The organism is Rhizobium sp. SRI_017 (genome assembly GCF_057586295.1).
Window position 1 is genome coordinate 65,038 of the sequence record NZ_JBYCZP010000016.1, and the last position, 15,468, is coordinate 80,505.

16 protein-coding genes and 1 pseudogene are annotated in these 15,468 nt (G+C 61.8%); 6 read left to right on the top strand and 11 right to left on the bottom strand.

Annotated features, from left to right (window positions below; all coding sequences use genetic code 11):
- Positions 1–8 precede the first annotated feature (8 nt).
- Entirely contained in the window at positions 9–692 is a 684-nt protein-coding gene (locus AC2YI2_RS27220; RefSeq protein ID WP_487389669.1) for a response regulator transcription factor, read from the bottom strand.
- A 122-nt stretch (positions 693–814) separates the two neighbouring features.
- Between AC2YI2_RS27220 and AC2YI2_RS27225 the strand changes: the two genes are divergently transcribed.
- Positions 815–1,348 (top strand): L,D-transpeptidase family protein, encoded by a 534-nt coding sequence (locus tag AC2YI2_RS27225; RefSeq protein WP_487389670.1) that lies wholly within the window; start codon positions 815–817, stop codon positions 1,346–1,348.
- Here AC2YI2_RS27225 and AC2YI2_RS27230 read toward each other — a convergent pair.
- Positions 1,335–1,853 carry a SixA phosphatase family protein gene (locus tag AC2YI2_RS27230; RefSeq protein WP_487389671.1) on the bottom strand — a complete coding sequence of 173 codons (519 nt, stop codon included), beginning with the start codon at positions 1,851–1,853 and terminating at the stop codon, positions 1,335–1,337. The two genes, AC2YI2_RS27225 and AC2YI2_RS27230, sit on opposite strands and share 14 nt — an antisense overlap.
- A 168-nt stretch (positions 1,854–2,021) precedes the next feature.
- On the opposite strand from AC2YI2_RS27230, the gene AC2YI2_RS27235 reads away from it, so the two are divergent.
- Positions 2,022–2,852: an aldo/keto reductase gene (locus AC2YI2_RS27235; RefSeq protein ID WP_487389672.1), complete on the top strand. Its 831-nt coding sequence runs from the start codon at positions 2,022–2,024 to the stop codon at positions 2,850–2,852.
- Between the two features lie 121 nt (positions 2,853–2,973).
- A complete protein-coding gene (locus AC2YI2_RS27240) occupies positions 2,974–3,219 on the top strand; it encodes a DUF982 domain-containing protein (protein ID WP_487389673.1) in 246 nt (81 codons plus the stop codon).
- Between the two features lie 66 nt (positions 3,220–3,285).
- Here AC2YI2_RS27240 and AC2YI2_RS27245 read toward each other — a convergent pair whose 3' ends face one another.
- The 8 genes and pseudogenes from AC2YI2_RS27245 to AC2YI2_RS27280 form a co-directional block, all read right to left on the bottom strand.
- On the bottom strand, positions 3,286–4,098 hold the full coding sequence (locus tag AC2YI2_RS27245) for a class I SAM-dependent methyltransferase (RefSeq protein WP_487389674.1): 813 nt from the start codon (positions 4,096–4,098) through the stop codon (positions 3,286–3,288).
- Between the two features lie 111 nt (positions 4,099–4,209).
- Entirely contained in the window at positions 4,210–5,619 is a 1,410-nt protein-coding gene (leuC, locus tag AC2YI2_RS27250; RefSeq protein WP_487389675.1) for a 3-isopropylmalate dehydratase large subunit, read from the bottom strand.
- Between the two features lie 257 nt (positions 5,620–5,876).
- Positions 5,877–6,464, bottom strand: a complete 588-nt coding sequence (gene pmtA / locus AC2YI2_RS27255) for a phospholipid N-methyltransferase PmtA (RefSeq protein ID WP_487389676.1) — start codon at positions 6,462–6,464, stop codon at positions 5,877–5,879.
- A gap of 241 nt (positions 6,465–6,705) precedes the next feature.
- Positions 6,706–6,930 (bottom strand): annotated as a pseudogene (locus AC2YI2_RS27260) (formate dehydrogenase subunit delta); the annotation flags it as partial.
- On the bottom strand, positions 6,920–7,741 hold the full coding sequence (gene fdhD, locus AC2YI2_RS27265) for a formate dehydrogenase accessory sulfurtransferase FdhD (protein ID WP_487389677.1): 822 nt from the start codon (positions 7,739–7,741) through the stop codon (positions 6,920–6,922). The gene fdhD and the pseudogene AC2YI2_RS27260, both read right to left, overlap by 11 nt.
- Before the next feature lie 203 nt (positions 7,742–7,944).
- A complete protein-coding gene (gene fdhF, locus AC2YI2_RS27270) occupies positions 7,945–10,824 on the bottom strand; it encodes a formate dehydrogenase subunit alpha (protein ID WP_487389678.1) in 2,880 nt (959 codons plus the stop codon).
- A 4-nt stretch (positions 10,825–10,828) separates the two neighbouring features.
- Positions 10,829–12,385 carry a formate dehydrogenase beta subunit gene (locus AC2YI2_RS27275; protein ID WP_487389679.1) on the bottom strand — a complete coding sequence of 519 codons (1,557 nt, stop codon included), beginning with the start codon at positions 12,383–12,385 and terminating at the stop codon, positions 10,829–10,831.
- Positions 12,382–12,858 carry a formate dehydrogenase subunit gamma gene (locus tag AC2YI2_RS27280; RefSeq protein ID WP_487389780.1) on the bottom strand — a complete coding sequence of 159 codons (477 nt, stop codon included), beginning with the start codon at positions 12,856–12,858 and terminating at the stop codon, positions 12,382–12,384. The genes AC2YI2_RS27275 and AC2YI2_RS27280 overlap by 4 nt, the downstream gene beginning before the upstream one ends.
- Positions 12,859–13,125: 267 nt before the next feature.
- Here AC2YI2_RS27280 and AC2YI2_RS27285 point away from each other — a divergent pair, with 267 nt between their 5' ends.
- Positions 13,126–13,392: a type II toxin-antitoxin system Phd/YefM family antitoxin gene (locus AC2YI2_RS27285; protein WP_487389680.1), complete on the top strand. Its 267-nt coding sequence runs from the start codon at positions 13,126–13,128 to the stop codon at positions 13,390–13,392.
- Entirely contained in the window at positions 13,392–13,811 is a 420-nt protein-coding gene (locus tag AC2YI2_RS27290; RefSeq protein WP_487389681.1) for a hypothetical protein, read from the top strand. The genes AC2YI2_RS27285 and AC2YI2_RS27290 overlap by 1 nt, the downstream gene beginning before the upstream one ends.
- Here AC2YI2_RS27290 and AC2YI2_RS27295 read toward each other — a convergent pair.
- The gene (locus AC2YI2_RS27295) at positions 13,808–14,695 is read right to left on the bottom strand and encodes a LysR family transcriptional regulator (RefSeq protein WP_487389682.1); all 888 of its coding nucleotides are present in this window, start codon (positions 14,693–14,695) and stop codon (positions 13,808–13,810) included. The genes AC2YI2_RS27290 and AC2YI2_RS27295 overlap by 4 nt on opposite strands.
- A gap of 132 nt (positions 14,696–14,827) precedes the next feature.
- On the opposite strand from AC2YI2_RS27295, the gene leuD reads away from it, so the two are divergent.
- A complete protein-coding gene (gene leuD / locus AC2YI2_RS27300) occupies positions 14,828–15,433 on the top strand; it encodes a 3-isopropylmalate dehydratase small subunit (protein ID WP_487389683.1) in 606 nt (201 codons plus the stop codon).
- Positions 15,434–15,468 lie beyond the last annotated feature (35 nt).

Sequence of the window (15,468 nt, forward strand, 5' to 3'; positions counted from 1 at the left end):
CCGTTGTCCTAGGGGATGATCTTGTAGCCGCCGTTCTCAGTCACGAGAATCTCGGCATTGGAAGGATCTTTCTCGATTTTCTGCCGCAAGCGATAGACATGCGTTTCGAGCGTATGCGTGGTGACGCCGGAATTGTAACCCCAGACTTCTTCCAGCAATTCGTCGCGCGTGACGGCTTTCTGGCCGGCACGGAAGAGATAGCGGATGATCGCCGCTTCCTTCTCGGTCAGCCGGATCTTCTTGCCGTCGGCATCGGTGAGCAGCTTCTGCGCCGGTTTGAAAACATAGGGCCCGACATTGAACGTGGCGTCCTCGCTCTGCTCATATTGCCGGAGCTGCGCCCGGATGCGGGCGAGCAGGACGGCGAAGCGGAACGGCTTGGTGACATAGTCATTGGCCCCGGCTTCGAGGCCGAGAATGGTATCGGCATCCGTGTCGTGGCCGGTCAGCATGATGATCGGCGACTTGAAACCACCCTTGCGCAGAAGCTTCACCGCTTCGCGTCCATCCATGTCGGGCAGGCCAACATCCATGATCAGGAGATCGACATGTTCGCCGCGGACAGTCGCTATACCCTTGCTGGCATTCTCGCCTTCGATCACATTGAACTCGTCATAGAGACGAAGCTGTTCGACCAATGTCTCGCGCAAGTCCGCATCGTCGTCCACAAGCAGAATGGTGCGGGCTGTCATCGTGCCAAATCTTCCAATTTTTAATTATTTCAAAGATTGGTATGCCAGATTTGCGAGACAACACAAGGGTTGCACCCTGATTCCACAGCATGCCGTATATCCGGAGCACCCGATCTTCTGACATGAAACAGCAGACCCTCAAGGAAATCATCGTGCGGCCGGCACCCGGCGATCCGCGCCGGGCGATCGTCCAGGCAGGCATCCTGACGTTCCCCGCGGCGCTGGGCCGATCCGGCCGTAGCAGCCGCAAGCGCGAAGGCGATGGCGCGACTCCGATCGCGCCGATGCGCGTCCTTTACGGCTATTATCGGCGCGAGAAGGTTTCAGGTCCGCTTCGCACCCGGCTGTCGATGGTGGCGATCGATGGCACCATGCTGTGGTGCGATGAACCTGCAGATGCGAGCTATAACCGCCCGGTCCGCGCACCCTTCAAGCCGAGCCACGAGAAGATGAAGCGCAAGGACGAGCTCTACGATGTCTGCCTCGTCATGGATTGGAACATGTCCAGCCGGCGTCGCAATCTCGGTTCGGCTATCTTCTTCCATTGCGCCAAGCCGGGTTATCCACCGACACAAGGATGCGTCGCGATCCACATTCGCGACATGCGGAGGCTGCTGCCGCTGATCGGGCCGGAGACGATCGTCAGGGTGATGTGAGGGTTTTCGGTGTTACAAAGTCCCTGAGACCGGCGATATGCGACTTGACCTCGGTCCAGTCGTCGACCGGAAGATCAAGAACAGCGATGGCGGCCGTCGGAAACTTCTTCCGCATCTCCGCACCGGATTTGCCGCCGTCACCCTTCATCAGCAGCTTTGCCAGATCCTCCATGCCGGGATTGTGCCCAACGATGACAAGGCTTTCGACCGTGTGTTCCACCGCATGGATCGCGTCGAGAATGCGCTCTGCCGGCGCTTCGTAAATCTCGGCCACATCCCGCTTCGTGACCTTGCCGAGCTCCGGCGCGATCAGCGCCCAGGTCTCCTGCGTCCGCTTGGCGGTGGAGACCAGCGCGACTGTCGGCTTCAATCCCTTGCCGGCCAGCCATTTCGCCATGACGGGCGCGGCCTTGCGGCCACGCTCGGCAAGCGGCCGTTCATGGTCCTCGACATTGTCCGCCCAGGTCGATTTGGCGTGGCGGAAGAGGATGAGCGTCTTTGTCATGCGGCCAATCCGTAATTCTCAAAGCGGGTTAGCAGATTTTCGACTCGCTGCGGTAACAATCGGCGATTTCTGTCCTATATGAAAACTGTGCGCGGCCAACAGTCCCTCCTCGCTGCGCCTATTTCCCATTTCCGCGCGACCTCAGCGCATTCCGATATGGAGACATTCATGTCCGACCAACCGCATATTTCATTCAATGACGGCAAATCTATCCCTCAAGTCGGCCTCGGCGTCTGGCAGACGCCCAACGACACCGCGGTCACGGCCGTCAAGGCTGCATTGGACGCCGGCTATCGCCACATCGACACCGCGGCCGCCTATCACAATGAACAGGGCGTCGGCGAAGGCATGCGTGCCTCCGGCCTCGACCGCAGGGACATCTTCCTCACCACCAAACTCTGGAACGACGATCAAGGTTTCGATTCGACGCTGCGCGCTTTCGAGAAGAGCCTGAAAGAACTCGGCACCGACTATCTCGACCTCTACCTCATCCATTGGCCCTCGCCACATCGCGGCAAGTATCGCGACACCTGGAGAGCTTTCACGCGGCTGAAGGAAGAAGGTCGCGTCCGCTCGATCGGCGTATCGAACTTCAATGCCGACCATCTCGAAGCGATCATCGGCGATACCGGCGTCACCCCCGTCATCAACCAAGTCGAGCTCCATCCCGATTTCCAGCAGAAGGCGCTGCGAGCGACCCATGAGAAGCTCGGGATCATCACCCAGAGCTGGAGCCCGCTCGGCCAGGGCCATCTCCTGACCAATCCTGTCATCGCCGACCTCGCCAAGAAACTCGACCGCAGCCCGGCGCAGGTCATCGTCCGCTGGCATATCCAGAACGGTCTCGTCGTGATCCCGAAATCGGTGACGCCGTCGCGGATCGTCGAAAACTTCCAGGTCTTTGATTTCGAGCTGGATGGCGCCGCGATGGATGCGCTCAATGCGCTGGATTCGGCAAGCGCACGCATCGGACCGGATCCGGCGACGGCAAAGTTCTGACGTGCCGGAACGGGACAGGGATCCTCTGATGGCAATGATCTCTCAGCCATGATTCCAGATGGCTGCTGACATCATTCAGGAATGGGAAGACTATCTCTTCCCGTGATAGGAGGCGGGTGTCATGAGAAAAATGACATGGAATCTCCCTGTTAACGTCGAGGATCCCGAGACCGGAGCGCCGCGGACCATCAAGACGGTCCGCCAGGCGCAATCTGTGCTTCACGAGCATTGGCCGGACACGTCGGGCAGCCGCTATCGCGCCGCGGAAGCGGCTTGCGATAGCGCGATGCACGGCGAGACCGAGACCGACAAGGCACGCAAAGCGTTCATCGACGCGGCGATCGAAGCGCATCTTCACGTGGGCTGAGCACGCCTGGTGGCGGGCAGCAGGTGATAGCGTCGAACGCTATTCTTCAAGGGCGGACATCAGCGTTCAGCGCGTTGCCGTGACAATAATCGCGCGGATGCGCCCCTCGATCGGTCCCTCGCCGAACCGCTTCGCCAGCGCCGCAGCGACTTGTTCGGTCACCGCCTGCAATTCGCCCGGCGCACGCGCTTCGATCTCGCCGCGCAAAGGGTTGCCCTGGCAATAGCCGGTTGCGGCCGAAAGGGCCGATGGCGTCCGGCTGATCTTGTCGACGGTTTCCACGGTGACAGTGGCGAAGCCGCCAGCCTTGGCGTCGGCAGCCAGTTGGGCGGGGTCGTGATAGCCGTGCGGACTGCGTTCCATGAAGCGCGGCGGGTCATCCGGGAAGCACCGCGCCAGTTCCTCCGTGGCCACGCTGATGAATTCATTGCTGGCGACCTTGTCCCAGACCGCAACGATATAGGTTCCGCCCGGCTTCAACACACGGTGGGCTTCAGCATAGCCCTTGATCTTGTCAGGGAAGAACATGACGCCGAACTGACAGACGGCGGCATCGAAGCTGCTGTCCGCGAACGGCAATTCGAGCGCATCAGCCTGCCGGAAGGTGACTTGGCTGCCACCGGGCTGCAGACCGGATGCGGCATCCAGCATGGGCTGGTTGAGATCGGTGGCGACGATATCGGCATCCGGACCCAGTGCTTTGGCCATCGCCCGCGTGACGACGCCGGTGCCGGCCGCAATCTCCAGCACCGATTTTGGCGCGAGTTTTGCCAGTCGCCCGGCGACCTCGTCGGCATAGGGCGCGAAGATCATCGGCACCAGGAACTTTTCGTAGATGGCCGGAATGCCACCGGTGAAGACTTTGTCTGCGTCCGTCATCGTGTTCCTCCCCTCGCAGGAGCTCTACCATATGCCTATCGCGGCCAGCGCAGAAGCAAAAATGGCCGCCCCGGAGGACGGCCATTCGGAAGGATCAGCGCAAGCTGGCGCTTATTTCCACTCGCGGATATCGACGAAATGGCCGGCGATCGCCGCTGCGGCTGCCATGGCGGGCGAGACGAGATGGGTGCGGCCCTTGAAGCCCTGGCGGCCCTCGAAATTGCGGTTCGAGGTCGAGGCGCAGCGCTCGCCCGGCTTCAGCCGGTCGTCGTTCATCGCAAGGCACATCGAGCAGCCCGGCTCGCGCCATTCGAAACCGGCAGCGAGGAAGATCTTGTCGAGGCCTTCCTTTTCAGCCTGTTCCTTCACCAGGCCGGAACCCGGGACGATCATTGCACTGACCGTCGAGGCCACCGTCTTGCCCTCGACGACCTTGGCAACTTCGCGCAGGTCCTCGATGCGGCCGTTGGTGCAGGAGCCGATGAAGACGCGGTCGAGCTTGATGTCGGTAATCGGCGTGCCGGGCTTGAGGCCCATATAGTCGAGCGCGCGCCATTTCGAGGTGCGCTTGTTTTCGTCCTGGATTTCGTCCGGGTTCGGCACGACGCCCTGAACCGAGATCACGTCTTCGGGCGAGGAGCCCCAGGAGACGATCGGTGGCAGTTCGGCGGCGTTGAGCACCACGACGCGATCATAATGGGCGCCTTCGTCCGACTTCAGCGTCTTCCAGTATTCGAGCGCCTGTTCGAGCTGCGCACCCTTTGGCGCGCGCGGGCGGCCCTTGATATATTCGAAGGTCTTTTCATCCGGCGCGATCAGGCCGGCGCGCGCGCCGCCTTCGATCGTCATGTTGCAGACCGTCATGCGGCCTTCCATGGAGAGCGCGCGGATCGCTTCGCCGGCGAATTCGATGACGCTGCCGGTGCCGCCTGCGGTGCCGATCTCGCCGATGATCGCCAGGATGATATCCTTGGCGGTCACATGGTCGGGCAGGACGCCATCGACCCGGACCAGCATGTTCTTGGCCTTCTTCTGGATCAGCGTCTGGGTGGCGAGCACATGCTCGACCTCTGACGTGCCGATGCCATGCGCCAACGCGCCGAAAGCACCATGCGTCGAGGTGTGGCTGTCGCCGCAGACGATGGTCATGCCCGGCAGGGTGAAGCCCTGTTCGGGACCGACGATGTGGACGATGCCCTGGCGCTTGTCATGCTCGGAATAATATTCGACGCCGAACTCGGCGGCGTTGTTGGCGAGCGCCTCGACTTGGATGCGGCTCTCCTCGTTCTTGATGCCTTCATAGCGGTCGAGCGTGGTCGGCACATTGTGGTCGACGACGGCGAGCGTCCTTTCCGGCGCGCGCACCTTACGGTGGGTCATGCGGAGGCCTTCGAACGCCTGCGGGCTGGTCACTTCGTGGACCAGATGGCGATCGATGTAGAGAAGACAGGTGCCATCGTCCTGCTGGTCGACGACGTGGTCGTCCCAGATCTTGTCATAGAGGGTGCGGGGTGCGCTCATGGTAGTTCACCGGATTACAAAATGAAGGAAGGAAGGCATGGATGCGGGCCGGCACGAACGGCCGGAGCGGCATCCTCAGAGATGGGCGGTGGCGCGGCCGGACAGGGCAGCAAAGAAACGCTGCGGCAGGCGCTTGCGGTCCTGCAGCACGTAGAAGAACTTCTTTGATGCGCGTTTGCTCATGCAGGGTCCATATCACCATTCCAAATCCGTATCAACGGCCTTGGGGCACATGGCAACCGGGACTGCCGGCGTCGCTACGGCCTTCGATATATCCAGAGCTGCGCCGGCGGCAGATTGCGGACGACAAAATCGAAATGCGTGATCGAATAGAGCTCGGGCATGGCGGGAAGCGGCGACATCGGCCCGTGCGTGATCTGGATGACCGGCCGCCCGGGCGGCAGCCGCGACAGCAGGTTCTTCATCAACGCAACCCGTCGCTCCAGGGCAAAGCTCAGCATGGGCACGGCGGAGATGACGCAGTCGAAAGTTTGATCGCGCTGGTTACCGAGCACTGTATCGAGCTCGAACACGTCACCGTTGCGTATGTCGACCTCCGGGAACCGGCGGCGAAGCAGGTCGCAAAAATGCGATGCATATTCAATCGAAATCAGATCAGTGGGCTTTACGCCGCGTTCGAGGATGGCCTTGGTGATGACGCCGGTTCCCGCGCCGAGTTCCAGAACAGGGAGACCGGAGGACATGTCGATCACGCTCGCCATGCGTCGGGCCGTGACCGACGAGGTCGGCAGCAATGCACCGACGCCCTTCTTGTCCCGCTGCCAGCCCTTGAAGAAACGGATTTCCTCATCGAACTTCCGCTCGAGACGCTGCTTCAACCCCATGTCCACCAACCCTCCTCACCACGACTGATACAATTTCACGGATGCGGCGGACTCAAACGCCGTCGTGCCCGCCAGGTTCCCGACAGGTCCCCGGGACCTTGCCGCGTGCGCATAACTGCCCGCGATTTGCGACAATTTCAAGCCGTTTTGCGCCACGGCGGACGCGCAGAACGTCTATCCTGAAAGCTATCGGGTGTCGCAAAGGGTGTTGAGAAAATTGCAGCCTTTGTCAGGAGACCTTGGCGGGTGCTTCCGGGCGGTTGATCTGCTTGGCCGCCTCGATCACCAGCGGCAACAGATCGCCGCCGCCATTGTCGACCACCTCGAAGAACTGGCGGCGCATGCGCGGTTCCCAGAATTTGTTAATGTGGTTGGCGACGCCGGCGGCCCGGACATTCTCCGGCTGAGACAGGAAGAAGGTCGCGATCTGGTTCGCCATCCTGATAATCTTGGCGTCATGCTGCATCGGCGTCTGTCCCTAACGTGATCCGGTCGGAACCGGTGAAAATCTCGTAATCCTCGCCGCGCGCCAGGGCGACCAGCGTCATGCCCGCACGGGTGGCCATGTCGATCGCCATTGCGGTCGGCGCGGAAATGCCGATCAGCATGCCGCTGCCGAGCTTGGCGGTCTTCTGGATCAGCTCGACCGAGAGCCGCGACGTCATGACCACGGCGCCGTCGCTGCCGGAAATGCCGTTGCGCGCGAGATGGCCGATCAGCTTGTCGAGCGCATTATGGCGGCCGACATCTTCGCGGACGGCGATCATGCCGCGGCCGGGGATGTAAAAGCCGGCTGCATGTACCGCGCGCGTCTCGGCGTTGAGAGGCTGGTTTGCCGAGAGCTCACGCATCGCCGACGATATATCGCCGGCTGTAAAGTGAACGGAAACTTGCGAAACATCCGCCGCTGGTTTCAGCGCTTCCTCGATCGACTCGACGCCGCAGAGGCCGCAGCCGACCGGTCCGGCCTTGGCGCGGCGGCGGACGCGCAGCGCACGATCGACATCGTCGGTCAGGCTGATCTGGAGATCGATGCCGCCGGAGGCGTCGAGGACTTCGATGCCGGCGACTTCAGCGAGGGTGTCGATGATGCCTTCGGAGAGGGAGAAGCCGATGGCGAAGTCTTCGAGATCGCCGGGGGTGGCCATCATGACGGCTTCGGTCGAGCCGCCATAGGACAGCGCGATGGCGGATTCTTCGGCGACCGTGCGCTGGCCTTGGGAGAGGGCACGGTTGCGGAAGATGATTTCGGGAACGCGGCGGGAGGTTTCAGCCATGAGGCGTACCCCCCTCTGCCCTGCCGGGCATCTCCCCCTCAAGGGGGGAGATTCGACCCAAGCGACGCCCTCGTCCCGAACGAGGGGCGCCACCTAGAGCTATCAAGAGGGAATGACGGCGCACGCCCCAATCGAATCTCCCCCCTTGAGGGGGAGATGCCCGGCAGGGCAGAGGGGGGTGCACGCCATTCGCAAACAATAGCTTACTCCGCAGCTTCCAGCTTGCCCATGATCCGGCGAGAACGGCGGCTGAGCTCATCATACTCTTCCTGCCAATGCGACGGACCGTTCGAGGGCGAAATCTGCACGGCCGTCACCTTGTATTCCGGGCAGTTGGTCGCCCAGTCCGAGAAGTCGGTGGTGATGACATTGGCCTGCGTGTCCGGATGGTGGAAGGTCGTGTAGACCACGCCGGTCGCGACCTTCTCGGTGATCAGCGCGCGCAGCGACGTCTCGCCGGCGCGGCTCTGCAACCGCACCCAGTCGCCGTCGCGGATGCCGCGAAGTTCGGCATCGTGCGGATGGATTTCGAGGCGGTCCTCCGCATGCCAGGCGACATTGCCCGTGCGACGGGTCTGGGCGCCGACATTGTACTGGCTGAGCACGCGGCCGGTGGTGAGCAGCAGCGGGAAGCGCGGACCGGTCTTCTCGTCGGTCGCGACATATTCGGTGCGGATGAACTTGCCCTTGCCGCGCACGAAGCCGTTGACATGCATGATCGGCGAACCCTCGGGCGCCTTCTCGTTGCACGGCCACTGAACCGAGCCCATCTTTTCGAGATAGTCGTAGGAGACGAGTGCGAAGGCGGGTGTCGTCGCCGCGATCTCGTCCATGATCTCGGACGGATGGGTATAGGCCCAGTTCAGGCCCATGGCATTGGCGAGGTTCTGCGTGACTTCCCAGTCGGCATAGCCGTTCTTCGGGGTCATGACCTTGCGGACGCGGTTGATGCGGCGCTCGGCATTGGTGAACGTGCCGTCCTTTTCGAGGAAGGTCGAGCCCGGCAGGAAGACATGGGCGTAGTTGGCGGTCTCGTTGAGGAACAGGTCCTGCACGACGACACATTCCATGGCAGCAAGGCCGGCCGAGACATGCTTGGTATCGGGGTCGGACTGGAGGATGTCCTCGCCCTGGATATAGATGCCCTTGAAGGAACCATCAACGGCGGCGTCCAGCATGTTGGGGATGCGCAGGCCGGGCTCCTTGTTGAGCTCGACGCCCCAGAGCTTTTCGAAGATCGCGCGGGTGGCGTCGTCGGAAATGTGGCGGTAGCCCGGCAGTTCATGCGGGAACGAGCCCATGTCGCACGAGCCCTGCACGTTGTTCTGGCCGCGCAGCGGGTTCACGCCGACGCCGCGGCGGCCGATATTGCCGGTCGCCATGGCGAGGTTGGCGATGGCGATGACGGTCGTCGAACCCTGGCTGTGCTCGGTGACGCCGAGGCCGTAATAGATCGCGCCATTGCCGCCGCGGGCGAACAGCCGCGCCGCACCGCGGATCAGTTCCGGCTCGACCCTGGAATACATCTGGATCGCTTCCGGGCTGTGACGCTCTTCGGAGACGAATTCGGCCCAATCCTGGAATTCCGACCAGTCGCAACGCTCGCGGATAAAGGCTTCGTCATAGAGGCCTTCGGTAACAATGACATGGGCCAGCGCGGTGACGACGGCGACATTGGTACCCGGCATCAGCGGCAGATGGTAGTCGGCCTTGATGTGGGGCGAGGAGACGATATCGGTCTTGCGCGGATCGATGACGATCAGCTTGGCGCCCTGGCGCAGGCGCTTCTTGAGCCGCGAGGCGAAAACCGGATGGCCCTCGGTCGGGTTGGCTCCGATGACGATCACGACATCGGTATCCTCGACCGAGTCGAAATCCTGCGTGCCGGCGGACGTGCCGAAGGTCTGACCGAGGCCATAGCCGGTCGGCGAATGGCAGACGCGGGCGCAGGTGTCGACATTGTTGTTGCGGAAGCCCGAACGGATCAGCTTCTGCACCAGATAGGTCTCTTCATTGGTACAGCGCGAGGAGGTGATGCCGCCGATCGAGTCGCGGCCATACTGGTACTGGATGCGGCGGAATTCGTTGGCGGTATACTCCAGCGCCTCTTCCCAGCTCACTTCGCGCCACGGATCCGAAATCTTCTCGCGGATCATCGGATTGAGGATGCGGTCCTTGTGGGTGGCATAGCCATAGGCGAAACGGCCCTTGACGCAGGAATGGCCGCGATTGGCCTTGCCGTCCTTCCACGGCACCATGCGGACGAGTTCCTCGCCACGCATCTCGGCCTTGAACGAGCAGCCGACACCGCAATAAGCGCAGGTGGTGACCTCGGAATGTTCGGGCTGGCCGATCTCGATCACCGACTTCTCGGTCAGTGTCGCGGTTGGGCAGGCCTGGACGCAGGCGCCGCAGGAGACGCATTCCGAGGACAGGAAGCTTTCATGCATGCCGGGCGAGACGCGGGATTCGAAGCCGCGGCCCTCGATGGTCAGCGCGAAGGTACCCTGCACCTCCTCGCAGGCGCGGACGCAGCGCGAGCAGACGATGCATTTCGACGGATCGTAGGTGAAGTACGGGTTCGACTCGTCCTTCGGCATCCACTTCATGTTGACAGCGCCATCGCTGCGCGCCTTGACATGGTTGTCGCCTTCATAGCCGTAGCGCACGTCGCGCAGGCCGACAGCGCCGGCCATGTCCTGCAATTCGCAGTCGCCATTGGCCGCGCAGGTCAGACAGTCGAGCGGGTGGTCGGAGATGTAGAGCTCCATCACGCCCTTGCGGATATCCTTGAGCCGCGCGGTCTGGGTGTGAACGCTGATGCCCTGGGCGACCGGCGTCGTGCAGGAGGCGGGCGTACCGTTGCGGCCCTCGATCTCGACGAGACAGAGGCGGCAGGAGCCGAAAGCGTCGACCATGTCGGTGGCGCAGAGTTTTGGCACATCGATGCCGGCCTCGCGCGACGCGCGCATGATCGAGGTGCCTTCGGGCACGGTGATCTCGCGGCCGTCGATGGTCAACGTCACCATCTTCTCGGATTTCGAAGCGGGGGTGCCGAAATCGTGTTCGTGAACGAGACCCATGATCTTACTCCGCTGCCTGAAGGGTGGCTGCCGGACGGAAGTCGTCCGGGAAATGGTTGATGGCGCTCATGACCGGATAGGGCGTGAACCCGCCCAGCGCACAGAGCGATCCGAACTTCATCGTGTTCGAGAGATCGGTGACCAGCGCCAGGTTCTTCTCCGGCTCAATGCCAGCCGCGATCTTGTCGATGGTCTCGACGCCGCGCGTCGAGCCGATGCGGCAGGGCGTGCACTTGCCGCAGGATTCGATGGCGCAGAATTCGAAGGCGAAGCGCGCCTGGGCCAGCATGTCGGCGGTATCGTCGAAGACGGTGATGCCGGCATGGCCGATCAGGCCGTCTCGAGCCGCAAAGGCCTCGTAGTCGAACGGTGTGTCGAACAGCGAGGTCGGGAAATAGGCGCCGAGCGGGCCGCCGACCTGCACCGCCTTGACCGGACGGCCGGTTGCCGTGCCGCCGCCGATCTGGTTGACGATCTCGCCCAGCGTCAGGCCGAAGGCGACTTCGTAGAGGCCACCATGCTTGACGTTGCCGGCGATCTGGATCGGGATCGTGCCGCGCGAGCGGCCCATGCCGAAATCCTTGTAGAAGGCCGCACCCTTTTCCATGATCACGGGCACGGAGGCGAGCGAAATCACGTTGTTGACCACCGTCGGGCGACCCAAGAATCCCTGGAGAGCCGGGAGCGGCGGCTTGGCGCGGACGATGCCGCGCTTGCCTTCGAGCGAATTGAGCAGCGCGGTTTCCTCGCCGCAGACATAGGCGCCGGCGCCGGCGCGGATTTCCATGTCGAAGGCCTTGCCGGAACCGAGCACCGAAGCGCCGAGCACGCCTGCATTGCGGGCAATCTCGACCGCCTCGTTCATGATCAGGATGGCATTCGGATATTCCGAGCGCAGATAGACATAGCCCTTGGTCGCGCCGACCGCGATGCCCGCACTCGCCATGCCCTCGATCAGCACGAAGGGGTCGCCTTCCATGATCATCCGGTCGGCAAAGGTCGCGCTGTCGCCCTCGTCGGCATTGCAGACAATATATTTCTGCGGGCCGGCGGCATCATGCACGGTCTTCCACTTGATGCCGGTGGGGAAGCCCGCGCCGCCGCGGCCGCGCAGGCCGGAATCGGTGACTTCCTTGACGACATCGGCGCCGCTCATGCCGAGCGCGCGTTCGAGGCCGACGAGGCCGCCGAGCGCCTTGTAGTCGTCGAGCGAAAGCGGATCGGTGATGCCGCAGCGGGAAAAGGTCAGGCGCGTCTGGTTCTTGAGGAAGGGAATTTCCTCGGTCAGTCCCTGGCAGAGCGGATGCGGCATCCCGTCGAGCATGCCGGCGCTCAGAAGCCCGGAGACGTCCTTGGCTGTGACCGGGCCGTAGGCGATACGGCCATGCGACGTCTCGACCTCGACCAGCACTTCGAGCCAGTGCATGCCGCGCGAGCCGTTGCGGACGATGACGGCATCGAGCTTGCGGGACATGATTTCGGCCTGGAAGGCCTTGACGACACGCTCGGCGCCGACGGCCAATGCTGCGGAATCACGGGGAACAAAGATGCGGACGGTCACTGGCGCACCTCCTTGATGAGGGCAGAGAGTGTTTCCGTGTCGAGGCGTCCGTGCAGCTCCCCATCGATCTGCGCCGAGGGAGCGGTGGAACAGAGCCCCAGGCAATAGACGGGTTCGAGCGTCACCCGGCCATCGGGCGTCGTGCCATGCCAGTCGAGTTCGAGGATCTTGCAGGCATGATCGGCAATGTCACGACCGCCCATCGACTGGCAGGCCTCGGCGCGACAGATGCGCACCACATGCTGGCCGGCCGGATGGCTGCGGAATTCATGATAGAAGGTGACGACGCCATGGACTTCCGCGCGCGACAGGTTGAGCTCGCTTGCGATCAACGGCAGGCTCTGTTCGGGCACATAGCCGAACTCTTCCTGCACCGCGTGCAGGATGGGAAGCAGCGGCCCTTCCAGTGATTTAAGTCTGTTGACGATAGCGAGCACTTCCACGCTCAAATCGCCCTTCACATGGACATTCATAAAGGCCTCCACCCACACCACCGATGTGACAGTCACGCCTTGCGTCCGTTCCCGGCACGCCAGCAGTCTATCACAGTCTCGGGAAAATTGATGGCAGAACCGGAACTCTGTCGATGCCGCCGCTGCGCCAATCATGCGGATCAGCTGCGACAAGGTCAATAACCGGGTTTCGTCGCTCGATAGATTTTTTCTATCGAGAAGCAACTTGTGAGATATTCGCAAAACTCGTAATATTCAGAACATTCGAAACTTTCGAGGAATACGACTGTGAAAGTGTCATCTGCCGATTTCATCAAGAACTATGGCACGCTCGCCGACAAGGCGCTGCAGGAGGCTGTGACGATTACCAAGAACGGGCGTGATCGGCTCGTGCTGATTTCGAGCGAGGAGTATGCACGCATGAGAGCGAGCTATCGCCGTGCTCGGCGTGTCGAGGAACTCACGGATGAAGAAATCGAACTCATTTCGAAATCGGAAGTGCCGGCAGAATACGCGTATCTCGACGAACTTCTCAAAGACTGGAAGCCCGAATAATGAGTTGGCCGTTACCCGTTCCAGGTATGGTCATCAGGTACTCCTTCCTCTGGTCGAGCGAGAAGGAGCGAGGTTACGAAGAAGGCGACAAAGACAGGCCCTGCGCAGTCGTTGTGACGGCCGGTAGCGTGGAAACAGGCATCCAGACCTATGTTCTTCCGATCACCCACCGTCCGCCACGAGACCCCAAGAACGCATTGGAGATTCCCGGACCTGTGAAAGCGCATCTGGGTTTGGACAGCGATCGTTCGTGGATCGTCATCAATGAGATAAACGACTTTGTCTGGCCTGGTCATGATTTGAGACCGATCGGCCGGACCGGCAGTCCTGTCTATGGGATGTTGCCTCCGACGTTCTTCCGCCTCGTGCGCTCGCGTTTCGTGGAACAGGTCAGATCGAAGATCACCAAGCGCACCTAACCCCGCTCCCTCACCCCCCGCGCCAAGTTCAGCATCGCCGAGACCAGCGGCGTGTTCGGTTCCCGCTCCAGCGCGACCACGCCCACCGAATGGCTTGTCTCAGGCTCAGTCAACGGGACTACCGCCACCTCCTCGGCAAATCCAAACGAACGTGCGGCGTCGAGCGGCATGATCGAGGCCCATTTGCCGGTCAGGACATGGGTGAAGAGCACGATCATCGAATTGGACTCAAGACGCGGAACGATCGTTGCACCGGCTTCGGCGAGATGCTTGTTGATGATACGCCGGTTCTGCATGTCCGAAGTCAGAAGGCAGAGGGGGAGTTCGCTGATCTCCTTCCAAGTCACCGACGCCCGATCGGCGAGCTCGGAAGCCTTCCCCGTCACCAGATAATAGCGTTCCTCAATCAGGGGGACGGTGACGACGCGGCCGAGCGGTTCATTGTCGAGATAGGTGATGCCGATATCGGTCTCGAGATTGTCGAGCTGGCTCATGATATGCAGCGATGTCGCCGATTGGATCGAGAAGGTCACGCCCGGATGGCGTGCCTGGAAGGGTGCGGTGAGCCTTGGCACCAAAGAAAGGGCGGTCGGGATGGCGCTGATGCGGAGATGGCCGGTGAGGCCCTTATGGGCCGCGCGCATCTCCTCCTTCATCGTCCTGTAATCACCGACAATGCGTCGCGCCCATTCCAGCACGCGCTGGCCCTCGGGCGTCAGGCCCTGGTATCGCGAGCCGCGATTGACCAGCATGACACCGAGCTCGTTCTCGAGTTGGCGGATCGCTGCCGACAGCGTCGGCTGGGTGATCCCGCACTCCTCCGCTGCACGCCCGAAATGCTGCTCGCGGGCGAGCGCCAGGAAGAATTGCAGCTTGTCGATCATGACCTATTCCTCGCTGACCACCCCCGGCTTCTAACCCAAGTCTAGCCTGTTAGTAAGAATCCCCTTCAATTCACGGAGAATTTGCGCTAGAGCGCCCCCCTCGTAGTACTATGGTTCCGAAAGGTCTGATCAATGGACAAGTTCACCACGCTGACGGGCATCGCGGCGCCCTATCCGGTCATCAATATCGACACGGACATGATCATTCCGAAGGATTACCTCAAGACCATCAAGCGCACCGGTCTCGGCACCGGCCTCTTCGCCGAGGCGCGCTACAAGGACGACGGCTCGGAAAACCCGGATTTCGTGCTCAATAAGCCGGCCTATCGCAAGGCGCAAATCCTGGTCGCCGGCGACAATTTCGGCTGCGGCTCATCGCGCGAACATGCACCCTGGGCTCTGCTTGATTTCGGGATCCGCTGCGTGATCTCCACCAGCTTCGCCGACATCTTCTACAACAACTGTTTCAAGAACGGCGTCCTGCCGATCGTGGTAAAGCCGGACGAGCTCGAAAAGCTGCTCGATGACGCGAGCCGCGGCGCAAACGCCACGCTGACCGTCGATCTCGAAGCACAGGAAATCCGCGGTCCGGATGGCGGCGTGATCAAGTTCGATCTCGACCCCTTCAGGAAGCATTGCATGTTGAATGGTCTCGACGACATCGGCCTGACACTGGCGAAGGCCGCCGAGATCGACACCTATGAGAAGAAGACTGCCGGTTCGCGTCCCTGGGCCTGAGCCTTTCTCACGAATGACAGACGCATGAGCCCGCA